Here is a 22,219-nt window from a genome sequence, read left to right on the forward strand (position 1 = left end):
GACTGCGTTTCAACATCCGATGTATGAATAGTACCGAGGTTTTTTGTGCGATGCAAGAATTTTTTTAGCCTGTCGCGCAAGAGATTTTTCGCGTTGCAAATTTGCCGCAAAGTCCTGGACTCCCCTCTGGAAACCCGCGCCAATCAATGGCTATTCCAAAAACAGGGTTTTTGCCAAATGGGTAAACCCGCCCGGGGCTTACCCTAGCCTCTATCGGGTTATCCCGCTCTGGATTTTGCACCGAGATGGTGCGTCCGGCACCAACTTGCAGCTATTTTTGCGCATTGCAACATTTCACGTTTCAGGCGTATCAGACCCAGTAAGCGGTGGTCGTCATGACCTTCGACATGGCCCGCATCGCGGCCTTTACCGGCGCCGGCAAAGGAACACCGCCCGCCGCTTCCGCGCTGGCGCGATGCTGCGCCTCGTCCTCTTTCATCTTCTGCACGATCTGGCGCGAGCGCTCGTCCTGCACCGGCAAGGTGCGCAGATGTTCTTCCAGATGCGCTTCGACCTGCTTTTCGGTTTCCGCCATGAAACCCAGGTTGCGCGGCACGCCGGCGTAGCTGGCCAGCACGCCAAGTGCAAACGAACCCGCGTACCAAACCGGATTCAGCAGGCTGGGGCGGCTGCCCAGTTCCGTCAGCCGCTGATTGCACCAGGCCAGGTGGTCCACTTCCTCGGAGGCCGCGTTCAGCAGCAGGGCCCGGGGCGCGGGCTCTCGGCATACCGAAGCCTGGCCCCGGTACAGCGCCTGGGCGCAGACCTCGCCCACATGATTCACCCGCATCAGGCCGGCCGCGTGGCGCTTTTCCTGGGCCGACAGGGCTTGCGGCGCCTCGTCGGCAGTGGCCGGATACGGGCGGCCGGCAGTGGCGCTGCCGGACAGCACCCGCAACGCGCGGTCGGCCTCGGCCAGCAGCGCATCCACGGGGCTGATGCGGCGCAGGAAGGAAACGGGGCTGGGGCGGGACAGAGCGGTGGACATGGGGAAACTCCTCGGCAAGGCTGGCACGCACACCCCTGATGCGGGGCGGGGCTCTCATGCCCGGAATTGTACGCAACAGGTATCATCAGCCATTGACAGCGCTCAAGCTCAAGGACACGACAATATGGAATGCACGATCGACTGGGGCGGCCCGAACGGCATGCTCTTCACCGCCAGCACCGGCAGCGGCCACGTGGCCGTCATGGACGGCGCCGTGGACGGCGGCGGGCACAATCTGGCCCCCCGTCCCATGGAAATGCTGCTGGCCGGTACCGGCGGCTGCACCGCCTACGACGTGGTGCTGATCCTCAAGCGCGGACGCCACGCCGTCAGCGGCTGCAGCGTCAAGCTCCAGGCCGACCGCGCCGATGCCGACCCCAAGGTCTTCACCCGCATCCATTTCGCCTTCACCGTCACCGGCCGCAACCTGCCGCGCGCCGCGGTCGAACGCGCAGTGCAGCTGTCGCACGAAAAATACTGCTCGGCCTCGGCCATGCTGGAGAAAACCGCGGCGCTGACCTTCTCGGTCGAGATCGTCGACACGCAGGAAACGCCCGCCGCGGCCTGAACCGCGCCCGCGTGGTGTAATTCGTCTATCCGTAACTTATAAGAGCCGCCGCGATCCGTTCGCGGCGGCTGTCTGCGTCACCCGCCGGGCGAGCGTGCGCAAGGACCGCCATGAAACAATACCTGGACCTCGTTCAATCCATCCTGGACACCGGCGCGTGGCAGGAGAACCGCACGGGCATACGCACCCTGAGCATGCCGGGCGCGTCGCTGCGCTTCGACCTGCAGAAGGGCTTCCCCGCTGTCACCACCAAGAAGCTGGCCTTCAAGTCCGCCATCGGCGAAATGGTGGGTTTCTTGCGCGCCTCGCGCAGCGCGGCGGAATTCCGCGAGCTGGGCTGCAAGGTCTGGGACCAGAACGCCAACGAGAACAGCCAGTGGCTGGCCAACCCGTACCGCGAAGGTCCCGACGACCTGGGCCCGGTCTACGGCGTGCAATGGCGCCAGTGGCCGGCCTACAAGATGCTGGACGCCAGCCGCTCGGCGCAGATCGCCGACGCCCTGTCGCGCGGCTACGCCAAGGTCGCCGATCTGGAGGAAGGCGGCGCGCCCAAGGTGCTGCTCTACAAGGCGGTGGACCAGCTGCGGCAATGCCTGGACACCATCCACGAACGGCCGGGCGACCGCCGCATCCTGTTCCACGGCTGGAACTGGGCGCAGATCGAGGAAATGGCGCTGCCCCCCTGCCACCTGCTCTATCAATTCCTGCCGAACGCGACCACCCGCGAAATATCGCTGTGCCTGTACATCCGTTCCAACGACGTCGGTTTGGGTACGCCATTCAACCTCACGGAAGGCGCGGCCCTGCTGCATCTGGTTGGCCGACTGACCGGCTACACGCCGCGCTGGTTCACCTATTTCATCGGCGACGCGCACATCTACGAAAACCACCTGCCGATGCTGCGTGAGCAACTCACGCGCGAGCCCTACGAAGCGCCCACGCTGGTGCTGTCGGACCGCATTCCCGATTTTGCGGTCACCGGACGCTACGAGCCCGAATGGCTGGAGAAGGTGGAACCAGGCGACTTTTCGTTGTCGGGCTACACCCATCACGCCCCCCTCACCGCCGCCATGGCCGTGTAGACAGTGGCTGCCTGCGCGCCCTGGGCCGCAGGTGAAGATTGGTGAGCTTCTGGAAGCGCGTTTTCGGTATAACCCATCCCTTAGCCATGGGCGCGCGTCCAGAAATGCCCGCGCGCCATTGCTTCCGACCGGCACCTGCCGCGCCGTGCCTGTCGCTCGCAGCGAAACCGGGCCGTTTGCCCGGCAGCGCCGTCCGCAGGCGTTGCTCAGCCGCACTCCCCTTCCCAAAAAGAGAGCACGTGTATCACCAGCGTCGACCGCCGAATTCTGTCTTGCGACCGACTTGCAACCATAGACTACCAATTGAATTGATATGAAGCCCGCGCGGCGGCAGCATGCGCCAAGGACAGGACCCTACCAATGCTCGTCGGAACTTATAACCCTTCGCTCGTCCTCGTATCTCTAGGAGTCGCCATCCTGGCGTCCTACACGGCGTTGGGCATGGCCAACCGCGTCAGAGCCTCGAACGGGTTGCCCAGCGCGCGCTACTGGCTGGCGGGCGGCGCGTTCGCGATGGGCGTGGGCATCTGGTCCATGCATTTCGTGGGCATGCTGGCCTTCAGCCTGCCCATTCCCATGGGTTACGACCTGCCGCTGACCGTCCTGTCGCTGGTCATCGCCATCGGCTGCTCCGCCTTCGCCCTGTGGACCGTGAGCAAGGACGAGCTGCCGCGGCGGCGGCTGGTGATCGGCGCCCTGCTCATGGGCGCCGGCATCGCGGCGATGCATTACCTCGGCATGGCCGCCATGCTCATGGAGCCCGGCATTGTCTATGACGCCAAATGGTTCGCACTGTCCATCGTGATTGCCGTGGCCGCCTCCGGCGCGGCGCTATGGATCACCTACCGGCTGCGCCACGGCGGCTCCCGCGTGGTCTGGTCGCGGCCGCTGGCGGCAGCGATCATGGGCATCGCCATCGTCGGCATGCACTACACCGGCATGGCCGCCGCCGGCTTCCCCGCGGGCAGTATCTGCATGGCGGCCAACAGCGGCATTTCGGCCGGCTGGCTGGCCATCGCCGTGACCGCCGTGACTCTGAGCGTGCTGGCCATCGCCCTGCTGGTCGCGGTGCTGGACAACCGGCTGGAGGCGCGCACCTCGGCCCTGGCTTCATCGCTGGCCGAGGCCAATGAAGAACTGGTGCAACTGGCGCTGCACGACACGCTGACCAAGTTGCCCAACCGCATCCTGCTGGAAGACCGGCTGGAGCAGGCGATCGAAAGCGCCAGCCGGCGCAAGGGCTATTTCGCGGTGCTGTTCTTCGACCTGGACGGCTTCAAGGCGGTCAACGACGCGTACGGACACCACACCGGCGACGCCCTGCTGATCGACCTGGCGCAGCGCATCCGCCAGACCTTGCGCACACAGGACACGGTGGCGCGCCTGGGCGGCGACGAGTTCATCGTACTGAGCGAAGTGGTCGAACCCACCGACGCGGCCAATGTGGCCGACCGTCTCATCGACGCCATCGCCCGCCCCGTCACGGTCTACGGGCATGAGGTGATGGTGACCTCGAGCGTGGGCATCGCCATCTATCCCAACGACGGCCAGGACACCCACGCCCTGCTGACCAACGCCGACGCGGCGATGTACCACGCCAAGCGCCTGGGCGGCACTGGCTACAGTTTCTTCGAACCGTCCATGAACGCGGACGCGCACGAGCAGATCGAACTGCTGCACGACCTGCGCCTGGCGCAGGAACGCAACCAGCTCGTGCTGCACTACCAACCCAAGTACGAAGCGCCCGCAGGCCCGATCATCGGCGCCGAGGCGCTGCTGCGCTGGAACCATCCGACCCGCGGCCTGGTTGGCCCGGACCAGTTCATTCCCACGGCGGAAAAGACCGGCCTGATCCTGTCCATCGGCGAATGGGTGATCAACGAGGCCTGCCGCCAGATGCGTGAATGGATCAACGCTGGCCAGGGCCACTGGACCATCGCCGTCAATATTTCAGCGTTGCAGTTCGCCCACGCCAGCCTGGTGGAAACGGTGCGCTCGGCCTTGGAACGCCATGGCGTGCCGCCGGCCTGCCTGACCTTGGAAGTGACCGAATCCACCGCCATGCGCGACGCCGAAGCCAGCCTGGCGGTGCTCAAGCGCCTGTCGAACCTGGGCGTGACGATTTCGATCGACGACTTCGGCACCGGCTATTCCAGCCTGCTCTATCTGAAGCGGCTGCCGGCCACCGAGCTGAAGATCGACCGCGGCTTCGTCAACCAGCTGGAAAACGACAACGAAGACGCGGCCATCGTGTCGGCCATTGTCGCGCTGGCGCAGCAGCTCAACCTGCGCATCGTGGCGGAGGGCGTGGAAACGCCGGCGCAGCAGAAGTTCCTGACCGGCCTGGGCTGCGATTCGCTGCAGGGCTTCCTGCTGGGCAAACCCATGCCCGCCACCGAATTCCTGGAACACGCGGTCGACTGAGCGGCCGGCGCGGCGCAAGCCGCCGCGCAAATTTGCTACGCTTGCCGTAGCCAACCGGCCGAACCCCAACCGTCCCGACCCCGCATGCCCGCCAGCCTTACCCTCATCGTCGCCTATTCCACCAATCGCGCCATCGGGCGCGACAACGCCCTGCCCTGGAAACTGCCGGGCGATCTGGCGCATTTCAAGCGCAGCACCCTGGGCCACCCCATCATCATGGGCCGCAAGACCTGGGACTCGCTGGGCCGGCCGCTGCCCGGCCGCAGCAACATCGTGATCAGCCGCAATCCCGATTTCAGCGCCGCGGGCGCCATCGTGGCACCGTCGCTGGAAGCGGCGATCCAGGCCTGCGGCGACATCGACGCGGCCTATGTGATCGGCGGCGCGCAAATCTACGCGCAAGCCCTGCCGCTGGCGCAACGCGTGCTGGCCACCGAAGTCCGCGCCGAGGTCGAAGGCGACGCCTTCTTCCCCTTGCTGCCCGCCTTTCAATGGAAGGAAACGGCGCGCGAAGCGCAGCCGGCCGAAAACGGCTACGAATACGATTTCGTGACTTACGAGCGGCAGTGACTCAGGCGGCCGCCCCGGCGTTCCGCATGAAACGCCAAAGGGCCGGCGCTTCCGAATAGGCCACGTTGAAGCGCACCCAGGGCGTATCGGCCTCGTCCGCCTCGAAGTAAGACCCGGGCGCCAGCCAGATGCCGTCTTTCAGCGCCAGTTCCGCGAGTCCGTTGGCGCCGCGTTCGCGCCATTGTCCGGCCACCTTGGCCCACAGGAACAGGCCGCCTTGCGGCCTCCCATAGATCTCGAAACCATGCTGCGCCATCAGCTCGCCCACGCCAGCATGGGCCTCCGCCAGCCGTTCGCGGGTGCGGGCGATGTGGGCGCGGTAGCGGCCCTCGCGGATGACCTGGTGCACGATGCGCTCCATGATCTCCGGCGAGGTCAGGCCCACCGCCATCTTGGTGCGCGCGATGTCGCGCGCCAGATCGCGGTGCGCCACCACATAACCCACCCGCACCGACGGACTGATGACCTTGGAGTAGCCACCCAGGTAGACCACGCGCCGCGCCCCGTCCAGGGCGGCCAGCATGGGCGTTACGCCGGGCGCGAGCTCGCGCGAGATATCGTCTTCCACCACCCACAAGCCGTGCCGCTCAGCCGCCTGCAGGATGCGGAAGGCATTGGCCATGCTGATGCTGGCGCCCGACGGGTTCTGCAATGCGGTGTTGACGACCAGCGCCCTGGGCCGGTGGCGAGCCACCACCGCTTCCAGCGCCTCGCAGTCCAGCCCGTCCGGCGTGCGCGGCACGGACACCGCGCGCAAGCCGGCCAGACGCAGCATCTGCAGCAGATTGGCATAGGCGGGCTGCTCCACCACCACCGTGTCGCCTGGCCGCAGCAAGGTGCGTATCACCATGTCCAGCCCATGCGTCACGCCCTGGGTCAGCACGACCTGCGAGGCCTCGACCTCCATGCCCTGCGCGCTCAGGCTGGCCGCGATGGTCTCGCGCAGTGGCGCATAGCCATAAGGATGCCCGTAGTTCGCGATACGCATGGCCGGCACCCGCCCCATGTGACGCAGGGCCATGTGCAGCCCCTCCTCGTTCAGCCATTCGCCCGGCAGCCAGCCGCAGCCCGATTTGATCGGGATGGAATGGTCCGCGAAGATGTCCGACAGCAGCCAGCCGGCGTTCAGGCGCGGCGGCTCCCAGGACGGCGGCTGGACGGGGCGCGCCGGCGCGTCCGGCGTCGCGACCCGATAGCCCGCGCCCGGCCGCGCCGCCAGCCAGCCCAGCGATACCAGCCTGCTGTAGGCGCTGGCCACGGTGAAGGTGCTGACCTCGTAGAGGCGCGCAAACTCGCGCACCGAAGGTAGGGACATACCCGGACGCAGTGTCTGTTCTTCGATGGCGCGCAGGATGGCGGCGACCAGCTGCTCGACCAGGGTCGGCGCCTGTCCGCGGCCACGGGCGCGGTTGGGCTGGAAATCGATCACGGAGATAACTGTACAGTTGTGTCGTTCATAACTATACAGTTAGCCGCATTTGCGCGGATCGTATATTTTCATTCCCATCCGGACGCACCAGAATCGTTTCAATCCCGCTGGCTGCACAACCGTCGCCCAAGTCCAGCGCTTGTCCGTCCCCTGGAGCCGCCATGAACGCCCCCGACAAACTGCCCGACCTGTCCCACCTCTGGATGCCCTTCACTGCCAACAAGCAGTTCAAGGCGCACCCGCGCATGCTGGCGACCGCCAAGGGCATGTACTACACCTCGACCGACGGCCGCCAGATCCTGGACGGCACGGCCGGCCTGTGGTGCGTCAACGCCGGCCACGGCCGCGAGGAAATCGTCGCCGCGATCGCCAAACAGGCAGGCGTGATGGACTACGCGCCGGGCTTCCAGCTGGGCCACCCGCTGGCCTTCGAAGCCGCGACCGCCGTCGCCAGCCTGATGCCGCAGGGCCTGGACCGGGTCTTCTTCACGAACTCGGGATCCGAATCCGTCGACACCTGCCTGAAGATCGCCCTGGCCTATCACCGCGCCCGCGGCGAAGGCCAGCGCACCCGCCTGATCGGCCGCGAGCGCGGCTACCACGGCGTGGGCTTCGGCGGCATCTCGGTGGGCGGCATCTCGACCAACCGCAAGACCTTCTCCGGCGCGCTGCTGCCCGCCGTGGACCATCTGCCGCACACCCACAACATCGAGCAGAACGCCTATTCCAAGGGCCAGCCGGCCTGGGGCGCTCACCTGGCCGACGAACTGGAGCGCATCGTCGCGCTGCACGACCCGTCCACCATCGCCGCGGTCATCGTCGAACCGATGGCAGGTTCGACCGGCGTGCTGATCCCGCCCAAGGGCTATCTGGAAAAGCTGCGCGAAATCACCTCCAAGCACGGCATCCTGCTGATATTCGACGAAGTCATCACCGCCTATGGCCGCCTGGGCGCCGCCACGGCATCCGAGTTCTTCGGCGTCACGCCGGACATCATCGCCATGGCCAAGGGCGTGAGCAACGCCGCCGTGCCGGCCGGCGCGGTCGCGGTCAAGCGCGAAGTGCATGACGCCATCGTCAACGGCCCGGCCGGCGGCATCGAGTTCTTCCACGGCTACACCTATTCGGCGCACCCGCTGGCCGCCGCCGCCATCCTGGCCACGCTGGACATCTACCGCCGCGAAGACCTGTTCGGCCGCGCCCGCAAGCTGTCCGGCGCCTTCCAGGACGCCGCCCACAGCCTGAAGGGCGCGCCGCACGTCATCGACGTGCGCAATCTGGGTTTGGTCTGCGGCATCGAGCTGGCGCCGCGCGCCGGCGCTCCCGGCGCGCGCGCCGCCGAAGTCTTCCAGAAGTGCTTCGACAACGGCCTGATGGTGCGCTACACCGGCGACATCATCGCGATCTCGCCCCCGCTCATCATCGAAGAGGCGCAGATCGGCCAGATCTTCGAACAGATCGGCCGCATCCTGAAGGAAGTCGCCTGATCGTCCGCCGCCCCGCGAGGGGCGGTTTTTCGCCTGGGCGGCCGACGGCCGCCCTGTGGCATTTTTCAAAGCCCCAGATTCGAGCGTTCCCATGAAGAAGATCCCGCATTTCATCAATGGCCAGCACTACGACGGCCGCAGCAACCGCTACGCCGACGGCTTCAACCCCGCCACCGGCGAAGTCACCGCTTCCATTCCGCTGGCGTCGAACGACGAAGTCGCGCTGGCCGTGGCCGCTGCCAAGGCCGCGTTTCCGGCCTGGTCCGAAACGCCCGCGCTCAAGCGCGCGCGCATCCTGTTCAATTTCAAGGCGCTGCTGGACAAGCACCAGGACGAACTGGCCGAACTGATCACGCGCGAACATGGCAAGGTCTTCTCCGACGCCAAGGGCGAGGTCACGCGCGGCATCGAAATCGTCGAATTCGCCTGCGGCATTCCGCAGCTGATGAAAGGCCAATACTCCGACCAGATCGGCGGCGGCATCGACAACTGGAGCATGCGCCAGGCCCTGGGCGTGGTGGCCGGCATCACGCCGTTCAACTTCCCCATGATGGTGCCGTGCTGGATGTTCCCGGTGGCCATCGCTTGCGGCAACACCTTCGTGCTCAAGCCTTCCGAGCGCGATCCCTCGGCGTCCGTGCGCCTGGCCGAACTGCTGGCCGAAGCCGGCCTGCCTGAAGGCGTGTTCAACGTCGTGCACGGCGACAAGCAGGCGGTGGACGCGCTGATCGCGCATCCCGACGTCGAAGCCCTGTCCTTCGTCGGTTCGACGCCGATTGCCGAATACATCTATGCCGAAGGCACCCGTCGCGGCAAGCGCGTGCAGGCGCTGGGCGGCGCCAAGAACCACATGGTGGTCATGCCCGACGCCGACCTGGACCAGGTTACCGACGCGCTGATGGGCGCGGCCTACGGCTCGGCCGGTGAACGCTGCATGGCCATCTCGGTCGCCGTGGCGGTGGGCGACGTGGCCGACAAGGTCGTCGAACGCCTGACGCCTCGCGTCAAGGCGCTGGTGGTCAAGGACGGCATGCAGGGCGATGCCGAAATGGGCCCGCTCGTCACCTCGCAGCATCGCGGCAAGGTCGTGGGCTACATCGAGGACGGCATCGCCGCCGGCGCGACGCTGGTGGTCGACGGCCGCGGCCTGAAGGTGCCGGGCAACGAAAAGGGCTTCTTCCTCGGCGGCACGCTGTTCGACCACGTCAAGCCCGCGATGAACATCTACCGCGAAGAAATCTTCGGCCCGGTGCTGTGCGTGGTGCGCGTGCCGGACTTCGCCTCGGCGGTCGAACTGATCAACGCCCATGAATTCGGCAATGGCGTGGCCTGCTTCACGTCCGACGGCGGCGTGGCGCGCGCCTTCGCGCGCCAGATCAAGGTCGGCATGGTCGGCATCAACGTGCCGATTCCGGTGCCCATGGCCTGGCATTCGTTCGGCGGCTGGAAGCGCTCGCTGTTCGGCGACCATCACGCCTACGGCGAAGAAGGCATCCGCTTCTATTCCCGCTACAAGAGCGTGATGCAGCGCTGGCCCGACAGCATCGCCAAGGGTGCGGAATTCACGATGCCTGTGGCGAAGTGAGCCCACCCCCGAAGCGCTGCGCGCTTCCCCCTCAAGGGGGCGTCGCTGCGGACCGGCGGAGCCGGATCCGCGCGACCCCGCTTGGGACGATCTTGCCAGTTAGTTGCGTTGTGCCCGTTTGCAGCGGGAACTGAAATGGGCGCGGCGTAGCCGCGTCTTCCTCATATCAAAAACGACAAGGGGAATCCTGATGCGCATCGGGATAGGCGGCTTTCAGCATGAAACCAATACGTTCGCGCCTTCGCGCGCGGCGTGGGAAGATTTTGCCGAGAAAGGCGGCGGCTGGCCCAAGCTGGTCAGCGGGCCAGCGATGTTCCAGGCGGTGGCAGGCGCCAACATACCGGTGGCGGGCTTTATTGAAGCCATGGGACGGCACACCTTGCTGCCCACCACCTGGGCCGCGGCCAGTCCTTCGGGACCGGTCACCAAGGATGCGTTCGAACGCATCAGCGCGATGATCCTGCAAGGCCTGTCGCAGGCGCTGCCGCTGGATGGCGTCTACCTGGATCTGCACGGCGCCATGGTCACGGAGCACCTGGACGATGGCGAAGGCGAACTGCTCAAGCGCGTGCGCGAGCTGGTGGGTCCGGACGTCCCCGTCGTCGCCAGCCTGGACTTGCACGCCAACGTTACCCGCGCCATGGTGCGCCACGCCGACGCGCTGGTCTGCTACCGCACCTATCCTCACATCGACATGGCCGAAACCGGGCAGCGCGCAGCCGAATTGCTGGCCAGGCGGCTGGCAGGCGCGCCGCGGCCTTGCGTGGCCCTGCGCGCGCTGCCCTATCTGATTTCACTGTGCTGGCAGTCCACCGATATCGAACCCTCGCGCAGCCTGTACCAGATGGTGGGCGACATCGAAACGCGCGGCGCGCTCAGCCTGTCGTTCGCCACGGGTTTTCCCGCAGCCGACTTCCCCGAGTGCGCCCCCACGGTGTGGGCTTACGGCGCGACCCAAGCCGAAGCCGACGCCGCTGCCGACGAAATGGCGCGCGCCGTGCTCAACGCGGAACGCGACTTCGGCGGCAAGCTCTACACGCCCGACGAAGCCGTGCAGGAAGCCATGCGGCTGGCGCGCGACGCGCACAAGCCCGTGGTCATCGCCGACGCGCAGGACAACCCGGGCGCGGGCGGCAGCTCGGACACCACTGGCGTGTTGCGCGCCCTGATTCGGCACGATGCGCGCGACACCGCCATCGGCCTCATCGTCGACCCCGCGGCCGCGCTGGCCGCCCACCGCGCGGGCGCTGGAAACAAGGTACGCATTGCATTGGGTGGACACTCGGGTATTCCCGACGATGAGCCGCTGGACACCGAGTTCATCGTCGAGAAAACTTCGGATGGACGCTTCGATACGCACGGCGCCTTCTATCGCGGCTTCCATATGGACCTGGGCCCCAGCGCCTGTCTGCGGATCGGCGGCGTACGCATCATCGTCGCCTCCAACAAGGTGCAGATGGCCGACCAGGAGATGTTCCGCTTCGCCGGCGTGGAACCGCAGCGCGCAGCGATCCTGGTGGTCAAGAGCTCCGCCCACTTCCGCGCAGATTTCACTGGCATCGCGGAAAAGATCCTGGTGTGCGCGGCCCCGGGTTCCATGCTGATGGATGCGGCAAAACAACCATGGACACGGTTGCGTCCCGGCATCAGAATGGCGCCTTGCGGACCTGTCTTTTCCGGCGGGTCCGCTACCGCCTGAAGCTCGCACGCCGCCACCGCGCGGCGGACCAACGACGCAGCGGCGCGATGGCGCCGCTCACTACGCATCAAGGGGAACATTCATGCTGAAGTACGTCCGAGCGGCCGCGCTGGCCGGCGCCACCATGATGATGGCTCACGGCGCCTACGCCGAGACCGTCATCAAGTCGGTGATGCACTCGCCTCTGCGCCTGACCGACCCGCACGCCACCACCGCGTACATCACGACGTGGCACGGCTACATGATTTACGACACCCTGCTGGCTACCGACGCCGACAACAAGATCCAGCCGCAGATGCTGGAAAAGTGGGAAGTCTCCCCCGACGGCAAGACCTACACCATGACCTTGCGCGACGGCCAGAAATGGCATGACGGCAAGCCGGTGACGTCCGAGGACTGCGTCGCTTCGATCAAGCGCTGGGCCGCCGGCGACGGCATGGGCCGCACGCTGCTGAAGTTCACCGACAAGATCGAAGTCATCGACGACAAGAACTTCCGCATCGTCATGAAGGAACCCACGGACCTGGCGCTGCGCGCCCTGTCCAAGCCCACCGGCACCGCGCCGTTCATGATGCCCAAGCGCATCGCCGAACAGGCCATCGGCCAGCCCATCACCGACATGACCGGCTCGGGTCCGTTCAAGGTCATCGAATTCAAGCCGGGCGTGAAAACCGTCTACGCCAAGAACGCCGACTACGTGCCGCGCAAGGAGCCCGCCAGCGGCCTGGCCGGCGGCAAAGTCGTCAACGTCGACAAGGTCGAATGGGACGTCATGCCGGATGCGCTGACCACCGCCAACGCGCTGCTGGGCGGCGAGATCGACTTCGTCGAGCAGTTCCCCTATGACCTGCTGCCGATGATCGAAGGCAACAAGGATCTGAAGGAAGAGTCGCTCAGCCCGGTCGGCTACTTCACGATGTACCGCTTCAACTTCAAGTACCCGCCCTTCAACAACAAGAAGGTGCGCCAGGCCGCGATGTACGCCATCGGCCAGGAAGACGTCATGAAGGCGCTGGTCGGCAATCCGAAATACTGGAAGACCTGCGCCTCGCTGTGGGGTTGCGGCACGCCGCTGGAAAGCGACATCGGCAAGGACATGGTGGTGCCGTCCAACATCGAGAAGGCCAAGGCGCTGCTGAAGGAAGCGGGCTACGACAATACGCCCATCCTGGTCATGCACGCGACCGACGTCGGCACGCTGTCGGCCCAGCCGGTGGTGATGGCGCAGGCGCTGCGCAAGGCTGGCTTCAACGTCAACCTGGCCGCGATGGACTGGCAGAGCGTCGCGACGCGCCGCGCCTCGAAGGCTGCGCCCGCGGAAGGCGGCTGGAACATCCACAACACCAACTGGTACGCCACGGACGTGATGGACCCGGTCCGTTCCGCCCCGGCCGCGGCCAACGGCGACAACGCCTGGTTCGGCTGGCCCGACTTCCCGCAGATCGAAGAGTTGCGCACGAAGATGGCGCTGACCTCCGACCCCGCGGAACAGAAGAAGATCGCCGAGGAAGTGCAGCGCATCGGCATCGATGAAGGCCTGTACGTGCCGCTGGGCCAGATGTCCGTGCCCACCGTCTACTCGACCAAGCTCTCGGGCCTGGTGCACGCGCCGGTGTTCGCGTTCTGGAACGTCAAGAAAGCCCCTTGATGGGCAAGTAGTTCAGGGGGAAATACATGCTGGCATTTGTCTCACGCCGGCTCCTCGCGACCATCCCCGTTCTGGTGATGGTCGCGGTGGTGGTCTTCGCGATATTGCGTTTCAGCCCGGGAGATCCGGCCATCATCATGGCGGGCGACGGCGCCACGCCCGAGCGCATCGTCCAGATACGCCAGACGATGGGCCTGGACCAGCCGGTCATCAAACAGTTCTTCATCTGGGGCGGCAAGCTCCTGCAAGGCGACCTGGGCACCTCGCTCATGTCCGGCGTGCCGGTCACCAAGCTGATCGGCCAGCGCCTGGAACCGTCGCTCAGCCTGGCGGTGCTGACCTTGGTGTTCACCCTGCTCGTCGCCATTCCGCTGGGCGTGCTGGCCGCATGGCGCCAGGGCAAGCTGCTGGACCGCGCCGTGATGGGCTTCTCGGTGCTGGGATTCTCCGTGCCGGTCTTCGTCACGGGCTACGTGCTGATCTGGCTCTTCGCCATCAAGCTGGGCTGGTTCAACGTGCAGGGCTACGCGCCGCTGGCCAAGGGTTTCTGGCCTTACCTGCACCGCCTCATCCTGCCGTCGCTGGCGCTGTCCACGGTCTACGTGGCTCTGATCGCGCGCATCACGCGCACCAGCGTCATCGAGGTCATGGGCGAGGATTTCATCCGCACGGCGCGCTCCAAGGGCCTGGGCGAAACCGGCGTGCTGCTGGGCCACGCCCTGCGCAACGCCGCCGTGCCCATCGCCACGGTGGTGGGCCTGGGCATCGCGCTGCTGATCAGCGGCGTGGTCGTGACGGAATCGGTGTTCAACATCCCCGGCCTGGGCCGGCTGGTGGTGGAAGCCGTGCTCGCGCGCGACTACCCCGTCATCCAGGGCCTGACGCTCTTCTTCGCGTTCGTCTACGTGTTCATCAATCTGGTTGTCGATTGCGCCTACACGGTGTTCGACCCGCGAATCAGGTATTAACGCCATGCAAACGCCAACCGATGCCGCCGCGCAAGCGGCCGCCGATCTCCCCGGAGGCGGCACGCCCCAGGCTACCGCCTGGCGCCAGATCCGCCAGGGACTCAAGAGCTGGCCCGTGATGCTGGCGCTGATCGTGCTGGTGGCGGTCGTCGCCATCGCGCTGTTCGCGCCGCTGCTGGGTACGGTCGACCCCACTTCCATCAACCCCGGCGCGCGCCTGAAGCCGCCCTTCTCCGACTACTTGCTGGGCACCGACGCCTTTGGCCGCGACGTCTGGTCGCGCGTGGCCTACGGCGCGCGCATCTCGCTGATCGCGGGCCTGGGCGCGGCGCTGGTCAGCGTCGCCATCGGCCTGGTCATCGGCGTGATCGCCGGCTGGTTCCGTTCGCTGGACGGGCTGATCATGCGCACCATGGACGCCATCATGGCCATCCCCGGCATCCTGCTGGCGATCGCCCTGGTGTCGGTCACGGGCGCCAGCATCACCACCGTGCTGGTCGCCATCACCATCCCGGAAATTCCGCGGGTGGTGCGGCTGGTGCGCGGCCAAATCCTGACCGTGCGCGGCGAACCCTATGTCGAAGCCGCGCTGGCCCTGGGCACGCCGCTGCCGCTGCTGCTGTGGCGCCACATGGTGCCCAGCACGATCGCGCCGCTGACGGTGCAGGGTACCTATGTGTTCGCCTCCGCCATGCTCACCGAAGCCATCCTGAGCTTCCTGGGCGCGGGCATCCCGCCCGAGATCGCCTCCTGGGGCAACATCATGTCCGAAGGACGCATGTACTTCCGCATGCTGCCCGGCCTGATCCTGTTCCCCGGCCTGTTCCTGTCGCTGACCGTGCTCAGCGTGAACATCCTGGGCGACGCCTTGCGCGACGCGCTGGACCCGAAAATGGTGCGCAGGATCTGATGCCGATGACCTATTCCCCCACTCCTCCCGCAGGCGATACCTCCACCGCCATCCTGGCCATCCGCAACCTCTCGGTGGAAGTCGCCGGCGCCGGCAACCGCGTCGTGCGCAACCTGAGCCTGGACGTGCACGCCGGCGAAACGGTATGCGTGGTCGGCGAGTCCGGCTCGGGCAAATCCGTCACCTCGCTGGCCGTCATGGGCCTGCTGCCGCCCGGCGTGCTGGGCGTCAGCGCCGGCTCCATCCGCGTGGAAGGCGAAGACGTGGTCACCGCCACGCAGCGCCGCCTGCGCGAGATGCGCGCCACGCGCATGGCCATGGTGTTCCAGGAGCCCATGACCGCCCTGAACCCCGTGCACACCGTGGGCAAGCAAGTCGACGAGGTGCTGCGCCTGCACCGCAAGCAGATGTCGGCCGCGGACCGCCGCGCCAAAGTGCTGGACATGTTCCGGTCGGTGCACCTGCCCGACGTCGAGCGCATCTTCGAGGCCTATCCGCACCAGCTGTCGGGCGGCCAGCGCCAGCGCATCGTCATCGCGATGGCGCTGATCCTGGAACCCAAGCTGCTGATCGCGGACGAGCCGACCACGGCGCTGGACGTCACCACGCAGAAGCAGATCCTGGCGCTCATCAAGGAACTGCAGGTCAAGCACCAGACCGCCGTACTGTTCATCACCCACGACTTCGGCGTGGTGGCCGAGATCTCCGACCGCATCGTGGTGATGAACCGCGGCGACCTGATCGAAAGCGGCACGCGCAACGAGATCCTGGCCGAGCCCAAGCAGTCCTATACCCGCCGGCTGGTGTCGTCGGTACCCAGCCTGGTGCCCTCGCGCCGCGAGGCGCCGGCCGGCATGCCGGTGCTGCACGTCAAGGGCCTGGGCCGCACCTACGGCACCAAGAGTTCGCTGTTTTCGCGCCAGGCTGCGCGCAACGTGATCGCGGCCGCCGACGTCAACCTGACGCTGCGCAAGGGCGAGATCCTGGGCATCGTGGGCGAGTCCGGCTCGGGCAAATCCACCGTGGCGCGCTGCATCGTGCGCCTGATCGAACCCACCGCGGGCCACATGATGATGGGCGGCGAAGACCTCAGCACCTTGTCCGGCTCGGCGCTGCGCCCGGTGCGCCGCCGCATCCAGATCGTGTTCCAGGATCCGTACCGTTCGCTGAATCCGCGCCGCACCGTCGGCGAATCCATCATCGAGGGCCTCTTGAACTTTGGCGTGGCCCGCGAGCAAGCGCTCAAGCGCGCCGGCGAAACGCTAAGCGTCGTGGGCCTGAGTCCCGACGCGATGAACCGCTATCCCCACCAGTTCTCCGGCGGCCAGCGCCAGCGCATCTGCATCGCGCGCGCCCTGGTCATGGACCCCGAGATCCTGGTGGCCGACGAGGCCGTGTCCGCCCTGGACGTATCGGTGCAGGCGCAGGTACTGGAATTGCTGGAACAGGTGCGCCAGCGCACCGGCGTGGGCGTGCTGTTCATCACCCACGACTTGCGCGTGGCCGCGCAGATCTGCGACACCATCATGGTGATGCAGCGGGGCAAGGTCGTCGAGACCGGCTCCGCCGAAACCGTGCTGACCGAACCGCGCCACGAATACACACGGGCCCTGATCGACGCCGCCCCCGGACGCGACTGGGACTTCCGCAACTTCCGGCCGGTCGCGGCCGGCCTGGGCCACGCCGCCGCGCCCTGAAACGCGCGCAGCCTGTACACACACTGGAACCGCAATGCCGCAACCGCATGAACTGTCCGCCGTGGAGCTGCTCCAGGCCTACCGCGACAAGACGCTCTCGCCCGTCGAGGTCACCCGATCCGTGCTGGACCACATCGCGCGCTGGGAACCGCAGCTGAAGGCCACCTACGCGCTGGATGCGGACGGCGCTCTGGCGCAGGCCCGCGCCTCCGAAGCCCGCTGGATGAAAGGCGAGCCGCTGGCGACCGGCGGGCACACGCTGGACGGCGTTCCCGCCACCATCAAGGAAAACATCGCCACGCGCGGCGTGCCGGTGCCGCTGGGCACGGCAGCGACGGAATTGAAGCCTGCCGCCGCCGATGCGCCGCCAGCCGCCCGCATGCGCGAGGCCGGCGCCGTGCTGCTGGGCAAGACCACCATGCCCGACTTCGGCATGCTGTCCTCGGGCCTGTCCAGCTTCCATGAACTGACCCGCAACCCCTGGGATCTGACCAAGAACCCGGGCGGCTCCAGCGCCGGCGCGGGCGCCGCGGCGGCCGCCGGTTACGGCCCGCTGCATATCGGCACCGACATCGGCGGCTCCGTGCGCCTGCCGGCGGCCTGGTGCGGCATCGCCACGCTCAAGCCCAGCCTGGGCCGCATCCCCATCGACCCGCCTTTCATGGGCCGCTGCGCCGGCCCCATGACGCGTACCGTCGCCGACTCGGCGCTCATGATGGGCGTGCTGTCGCAGCCCGACGCGCGCGACCATATGAGCCTGCCTTACCAGGACTTCGACTGGCTGGACCTGGAACTCGACCTGCGCGGCCTGCGCATCGGCCTGCTGATGGACGCGGGCTGCGGCCTGCCGCTGGATCCCGAGATCCGCGCCGCGGTCGAGGCCGCAGCCCGCGCCTTCGAAGCCGCCGGCGCCATCGTCACGCCGATGCAGCCCTGGATGACGCCGGACATGCTGGAAGGCGTGGACCGCTTCTGGCGCACGCGCTCGGCCGTCGACCTGTCGGCCTTGCCGCAGGCGCGCCGCGACAAGATTCTGCCCTTCATCCGCACCTGGGCGGAAAGCGGCGGCGGCCAGTCCGGCGAGGCCGTGTTCCGCAGCTATTACGAAACCATGAACGTGCGCGCCAAGACGGTAGCGGCTTGCGCGCCCTACGACTACGTGCTTTCGCCCGTGGCCCCGGTGGTCGCCTACAACGCCGAATGGCCGTCGCCCACCAACGAGGTCGCGACCACCATGCACCACATCGGATTCACGCTGCCCTACAACATGAGCGAGCAGCCCGCGGCGTCCGTCAATTGCGGCTATACCAAGGCCGGCCTGCCCATCGGCCTGCAGATCGCGGGCGCGCGCTTTGACGACCTGGGCGTGCTGCGCATGGCGCGCGCCTGGGAAGCCATGCGGCCTGAACAACACCCCTGGCCCCAGCCGCCGCGCGCGGCCTGACCGATCCTCAACAGCAAACCCACAGGAATTCCCATGCGTTGGCTTTTGGCAATGATCAAGCACGAGACGAATACGTTTTCGCCCGTGCCTACCCCGCTTGAACGCTTCTTCCGCGGCAATCCCGAGATCCTGGCCGGCGAACGCGCCATCAAGGCCTACGAGAACACCGACAGCGGCCTGGGCGGCTATATCGAAGTGGCGCGGCGCGAAGGCGCCGAGATGGTCGTGCCCGTGGCGGCCGAGTCCTGGCCCAGCGGCCCCGCCAGCGCCGAAACCCACGAACGGCTATGCAAGCTGGTCCTGGACGAGGTCCAGCGCGGCGGCTACGACGCCATCCTGCTCGACCTGCACGGCGCCATGGTCGCCGAAGGCGTGGAGGACGCCGAGGGCGACCTGCTGCGCCGCCTGCGCGAGATCGATCCGCACACGCCCGTGGCGGTGACGCTGGACATGCACGCCAACATCTACGACGACATCGTCAAACACGCCACGGTCATCACGGGCTTCCATACCTATCCGCACGTGGACATCCGCGCGGCCGGCCTGCGCGCCGCGAACGTGATCGCGCGCACCCTCAAGGGCGAGATCAAGCCGGTCATGTCCTGGGCCAACAAACCCATGCTGCCGCACATCATGTGCCAGGGCACCCACGCGGCGCCCAACCAGCCGCTACAGGAACGCTGCAAGGCAATGGAAGCCGGCGGCGTCCTGGCCGCTTCCGTCTTCGTGGGATTTCCGCACGCCGACATTCGCGAAGCCGGCCTGAGCGCCGTGGTCTGTACCGACGGCAACCTGGCCGAGGCGCAGCGCCACCGCGACGAGCTGCTGGACCAAGCCTGGAACGGCCGCGCCGACTGGGTGTTCCACCCGGAGCCGCTGGCGCCCACCATTGCCCGCGCCAAGGCCATCGAACAAGGCCCGGTCGTGCTGCTGGACCACTACGACAATACCGGTTCCGGCGGCACCATGGACACCACCGCCGTGCTGGCGGAAGTGCTGCGCCAGGAACTGGAGAACGTGGTCTTCTACGCCATTTGCGACCCGCAGGCCGCACTCGAGGCGGCTGCCGCAGGCGTGGGCCAGACCATCACGATCCAGCTCGGCGGCAAGCTGGCCATGCCCGCCATCAAGGAACCCAGCGAGCCGCTGGAGGTCACCGGCCGCGTCAAGCTGGTGTTCGACGGCGTCTACCTGAACCGCGGCCCCATGTACCGCGGCGTGCGCAACGACACCGGCCTGACGGTCGTGATCGACACGGGCCGCGTGGAAATCGTGGTGGTTTCCCGTCACCAGGAGCCGTTCGACATCAATTGCCTGCTGTCGGCCGGCATCGATCCGCTGCAAAAGCGCTATGTCGTGCTCAAGAGCCGCGTGCACTGGCGCGCGGGCTTTTCCGACATGGCGACGCAGGTCATCGAATGCACCGGCGTGGGGGTGACCACCTCGGACTACGGCCAGCTTGATTTCAAGCACGTGCGCCGGCCCATCTATCCCCTCGATCCGATGTAGACCCGGCCGCAGCGCCCACCCCAGAAAGCCGGCGCAACTGCGCCGGCTTTCATTTTGAAATCTTCTGTAACGGTGAGCGCCCTCAGATGACCATCGGCCTCGGTATACTCGCCGCGGGCCTTACAGGCCGATGAATACGTGTATTCCGATGGCGGGCGTCAACGTCCGGCGGCCATAAGCAGCCGCGGTTCACCGGATATGACTCGATAATCAACGATACAAGCAGAACGATGAAAAAGAGCGTAGCGATCACCCTGGGCGTGGTCATAGTGGGAGCGGGAAGCTGGGTCGGGGCCACGTGGTACACCGGCAAGCGCATCGAGGAAAGCTCGCAGCGCCACCTGGCGGAAGCCAACGAAAAGCTGGCCAAGATCACGCCTCTGTTCGGTCTGCGCATCGATCAGCTGAAGTACGAGCGCGGCCTGTTCTCGACGCAGGCGCGTTATGGCGTGTCGCTGGTCAAGGGCGACAAGGTCGCCGAAGACCTGCCCAAGGGCATGATCGAGTTCGACGCATCCATCGAACACGGCCCCTTCCCCAAGAGCGCGCTGGCGCGCGGCGCCATCGCGCCCAAGCTGGCGTTCACGCACGCCGAGCTCGCCAAGACCGAAAACATCAAGGAGCTGTTCGAGCTGACCAAGGGCGTCGCGCCCCTGAGCGCCGACACGATCATCAGTTTCGGCGGCTTCGCCACCTCCACCGCCAATATCGCCCCCGTGCAGATCACGCACGAAGGCAACGCCGTCAATTTCAGCGGCATGGCGATCAACGGCACCTTCGACCGCGCGCTGCAGGCCGTCACGGCGCACGCCCTGATGGAAACGCTGTCGGTGGATGGCGAAAAATCGGACGATCCCATCAAGATGCTGGTGTCCGGCCTGACGATGGACGTCAACAGCCGCATGGGCAAGTTCGGCCTGTCCATTGGCGACTCCAGCGTCAAGCTCAAGCGCATCGACGTCACCCGCCCTGGCGACGACGTCAAGGTCTCGCTGGACAACCTGGGCTACGGCGTCAAGCTGGCCGAAGACGACAAGAACGTCAACGTCGAAGCCACCTACCAGACCGGCAACATCACTCTGAATGACGTGGCCTTGGGCAACGGCCAGGCCGTGATCAAGCTCGCCAAGCTGGACGGCGCCGCCATCAAGCAGCTGTCGGACACCTACAACCAGATCGTGCGCCAGTACATGCTGGGCGCCAGCGACGAAGGCCTGAAGGACGAGCAGTTCGACGCCGTGCTGGAAAACGCCGGCAAGCTGCTCAACGGCAACCCCACGTTCAGCATCGACCCGATCAGCTGGAAGACCGACAAGGGCGAAAGCAAGCTGACCTTCGCCCTGGACCTGACCAATCCGCCCAACGTCAAAGACCTGACGCCCCAGGAGATCATGGTCAAGGCCATCAAGCAGATCGATGCCACCCTGGTCATCTCCAAGCCCATGGTGCGCGACCTGATCGTACAGTACGCCGTCAAGAAGCAAGGCTTGACCGCGGAGAAGGCCGCCGAGGAAGCCGACGACCAGATGCGCTCGATGTCCGGCATGGCTGAAATGCTCAACGTCGGCAAGAACGACGGCGACAACATCATCGGCAAGTTCCACTACGCCGATGGCATGGGCGACCTGAACGGCCAGAAGATCCCCGCCGACGAACTGTTCTCGGGCCTGCTGGGCGCGACCGGCATGGACGACGACATGGACGGCATGGAAGAGGAAGGCGAACCGGCCGAAGGCACGGAACTTGCCGCGCCCTCCGACACCGCGTCCGTGGCCGGCTACATGCAGGACTTCGACGTGGACACCGTGACGACCATGCTGGACGACATGGTCTACAACCCGCGCAAGCAGGACGGCGACGAAGGTCCCGTCCTGATCCTGGATCCCCGCGACACCGGCGCCAGCGAGCTGCGCGTCGACTTCCTGTGCAACGACTTCACCGAGAAGTGCCATGACCTCGTCGTGACCGCGACCTACAGCAGCAAGAAGCCGGTCTCGCTCAAGGCCATCAACGCCTGGAACCAGGAATACCGCTGGACCCGCGCCTACCTGGACGACAAGAACCGGGCCGTGCTGCAGATGGACATGAACTCGGAAGGCGGCATCGGCAAGGAAAACCTGCAGATCATGCTCAACACGTTCTTCAGCATCGCGGAAGACTTCTCGGTGGCCAGCAAGGCCGCGCCGGCGAAGTAAGCCTCGGCTGACGCAA

The 22,219-nt window shown here is 66.4% G+C and carries 16 protein-coding genes; 14 read left to right on the top strand and 2 right to left on the bottom strand.

All coding sequences use genetic code 11. The annotated features are described in order from the left end of the window. Nucleotides 1-310 precede the first annotated feature (310 nt). Entirely contained in the window at nt 311-988 is a 678-nt protein-coding gene (coq7, locus tag ACM1PE_RS23835) for a 2-polyprenyl-3-methyl-6-methoxy-1,4-benzoquinone monooxygenase (RefSeq protein WP_013396216.1), read from the bottom strand. A 124-nt stretch (nt 989-1,112) separates the two neighbouring features. Between coq7 and ACM1PE_RS23840 the strand changes: the two genes are divergently transcribed. The 4 genes from ACM1PE_RS23840 (at nt 1,113) to ACM1PE_RS23855 (ending at nt 5,632) form a co-directional block, all read left to right on the top strand. Further along, nucleotides 1,113-1,556, top strand: coding sequence for an OsmC family protein (locus ACM1PE_RS23840; protein WP_088142589.1), 444 nt, complete (start codon nt 1,113-1,115; stop codon nt 1,554-1,556). Between the two features lie 110 nt (nt 1,557-1,666). Then, nucleotides 1,667-2,638 carry a thymidylate synthase gene (locus ACM1PE_RS23845; protein ID WP_059371324.1) on the top strand — a complete coding sequence of 324 codons (972 nt, stop codon included), beginning with the start codon at nt 1,667-1,669 and terminating at the stop codon, nt 2,636-2,638. A 360-nt stretch (nt 2,639-2,998) separates the two neighbouring features. After that, complete coding sequence (locus tag ACM1PE_RS23850) at nt 2,999-5,062, top strand: bifunctional diguanylate cyclase/phosphodiesterase (protein ID WP_059371323.1); 2,064 nt, start codon at nt 2,999-3,001, stop codon at nt 5,060-5,062. A gap of 84 nt (nt 5,063-5,146) precedes the next feature. Further along, on the top strand, nt 5,147-5,632 hold the full coding sequence (locus tag ACM1PE_RS23855; RefSeq protein WP_059371322.1) for a dihydrofolate reductase: 486 nt from the start codon (nt 5,147-5,149) through the stop codon (nt 5,630-5,632). Nucleotide 5,633: 1 nt separating this feature from the next. Here ACM1PE_RS23855 and ACM1PE_RS23860 read toward each other — a convergent pair whose 3' ends face one another. After that, entirely contained in the window at nt 5,634-7,061 is a 1,428-nt protein-coding gene (locus ACM1PE_RS23860; protein WP_118931382.1) for a PLP-dependent aminotransferase family protein, read from the bottom strand. 161 nt (nt 7,062-7,222) lie between these two features. On the opposite strand from ACM1PE_RS23860, the gene ACM1PE_RS23865 reads away from it, so the two are divergent. From ACM1PE_RS23865 to ACM1PE_RS23910, 10 genes are all read left to right on the top strand, one after another. Beyond that, nucleotides 7,223-8,548 (top strand): aspartate aminotransferase family protein, encoded by a 1,326-nt coding sequence (locus ACM1PE_RS23865; RefSeq protein WP_059371320.1) that lies wholly within the window; start codon nt 7,223-7,225, stop codon nt 8,546-8,548. Nucleotides 8,549-8,639: 91 nt separating this feature from the next. Continuing rightward, nucleotides 8,640-10,133 carry a CoA-acylating methylmalonate-semialdehyde dehydrogenase gene (locus ACM1PE_RS23870; protein WP_059371319.1) on the top strand — a complete coding sequence of 498 codons (1,494 nt, stop codon included), beginning with the start codon at nt 8,640-8,642 and terminating at the stop codon, nt 10,131-10,133. Nucleotides 10,134-10,323: 190 nt separating this feature from the next. After that, complete coding sequence (locus ACM1PE_RS23875) at nt 10,324-11,832, top strand: M81 family metallopeptidase (RefSeq protein ID WP_251879168.1); 1,509 nt, start codon at nt 10,324-10,326, stop codon at nt 11,830-11,832. An 82-nt stretch (nt 11,833-11,914) separates the two neighbouring features. Beyond that, nucleotides 11,915-13,480 carry an ABC transporter substrate-binding protein gene (locus ACM1PE_RS23880; protein ID WP_054451985.1) on the top strand — a complete coding sequence of 522 codons (1,566 nt, stop codon included), beginning with the start codon at nt 11,915-11,917 and terminating at the stop codon, nt 13,478-13,480. 26 nt (nt 13,481-13,506) lie between these two features. Continuing rightward, nucleotides 13,507-14,448, top strand: coding sequence for an ABC transporter permease (locus tag ACM1PE_RS23885; protein WP_059371317.1), 942 nt, complete (start codon nt 13,507-13,509; stop codon nt 14,446-14,448). Between the two features lie 4 nt (nt 14,449-14,452). After that, complete coding sequence (locus ACM1PE_RS23890) at nt 14,453-15,358, top strand: ABC transporter permease (RefSeq protein WP_059371316.1); 906 nt, start codon at nt 14,453-14,455, stop codon at nt 15,356-15,358. Nucleotides 15,359-15,363: 5 nt separating this feature from the next. Beyond that, entirely contained in the window at nt 15,364-17,055 is a 1,692-nt protein-coding gene (locus ACM1PE_RS23895) for an ABC transporter ATP-binding protein (RefSeq protein ID WP_251879166.1), read from the top strand. Between the two features lie 34 nt (nt 17,056-17,089). Continuing rightward, entirely contained in the window at nt 17,090-18,499 is a 1,410-nt protein-coding gene (locus ACM1PE_RS23900; protein ID WP_419341155.1) for an amidase, read from the top strand. Between the two features lie 33 nt (nt 18,500-18,532). Further along, nucleotides 18,533-20,008 (top strand): M81 family metallopeptidase, encoded by a 1,476-nt coding sequence (locus ACM1PE_RS23905; RefSeq protein ID WP_059371313.1) that lies wholly within the window; start codon nt 18,533-18,535, stop codon nt 20,006-20,008. A gap of 230 nt (nt 20,009-20,238) precedes the next feature. Next, on the top strand, nt 20,239-22,203 hold the full coding sequence (locus tag ACM1PE_RS23910; protein WP_059371312.1) for a DUF945 family protein: 1,965 nt from the start codon (nt 20,239-20,241) through the stop codon (nt 22,201-22,203). The last annotated feature ends 16 nt before the right edge of the window (nt 22,204-22,219 follow it).

The organism is Achromobacter sp. PD1, from assembly GCF_048541815.1.
In the GTDB taxonomy this organism is placed as follows: Bacteria; Pseudomonadota; Gammaproteobacteria; order Burkholderiales; family Burkholderiaceae_B; genus Achromobacter; species Achromobacter bronchisepticus_A.

Bases quoted from the DNA above. Each gene is read 5' to 3' on its own strand.
- coq7 (WP_013396216.1), bottom strand. From the start codon at position 988: ATGTCCACCGCTCTGTCCCGCCCCAGCCCCGTTTCCTTCCTGCGCCGC.
- ACM1PE_RS23840 (WP_088142589.1), top strand. From the start codon at position 1,113: ATGGAATGCACGATCGACTGGGGCGGCCCGAACGGCATGCTCTTCACC.
- ACM1PE_RS23845 (WP_059371324.1), top strand. From the start codon at position 1,667: ATGAAACAATACCTGGACCTCGTTCAATCCATCCTGGACACCGGCGCG.
- ACM1PE_RS23850 (WP_059371323.1), top strand. From the start codon at position 2,999: ATGCTCGTCGGAACTTATAACCCTTCGCTCGTCCTCGTATCTCTAGGA.
- ACM1PE_RS23855 (WP_059371322.1), top strand. From the start codon at position 5,147: ATGCCCGCCAGCCTTACCCTCATCGTCGCCTATTCCACCAATCGCGCC.
- ACM1PE_RS23865 (WP_059371320.1), top strand. From the start codon at position 7,223: ATGAACGCCCCCGACAAACTGCCCGACCTGTCCCACCTCTGGATGCCC.
- ACM1PE_RS23870 (WP_059371319.1), top strand. From the start codon at position 8,640: ATGAAGAAGATCCCGCATTTCATCAATGGCCAGCACTACGACGGCCGC.
- ACM1PE_RS23875 (WP_251879168.1), top strand. From the start codon at position 10,324: ATGCGCATCGGGATAGGCGGCTTTCAGCATGAAACCAATACGTTCGCG.
- ACM1PE_RS23880 (WP_054451985.1), top strand. From the start codon at position 11,915: ATGCTGAAGTACGTCCGAGCGGCCGCGCTGGCCGGCGCCACCATGATG.
- ACM1PE_RS23885 (WP_059371317.1), top strand. From the start codon at position 13,507: ATGCTGGCATTTGTCTCACGCCGGCTCCTCGCGACCATCCCCGTTCTG.
- ACM1PE_RS23890 (WP_059371316.1), top strand. From the start codon at position 14,453: ATGCAAACGCCAACCGATGCCGCCGCGCAAGCGGCCGCCGATCTCCCC.
- ACM1PE_RS23895 (WP_251879166.1), top strand. From the start codon at position 15,364: ATGACCTATTCCCCCACTCCTCCCGCAGGCGATACCTCCACCGCCATC.
- ACM1PE_RS23900 (WP_419341155.1), top strand. From the start codon at position 17,090: ATGCCGCAACCGCATGAACTGTCCGCCGTGGAGCTGCTCCAGGCCTAC.
- ACM1PE_RS23905 (WP_059371313.1), top strand. From the start codon at position 18,533: ATGCGTTGGCTTTTGGCAATGATCAAGCACGAGACGAATACGTTTTCG.
- ACM1PE_RS23910 (WP_059371312.1), top strand. From the start codon at position 20,239: ATGAAAAAGAGCGTAGCGATCACCCTGGGCGTGGTCATAGTGGGAGCG.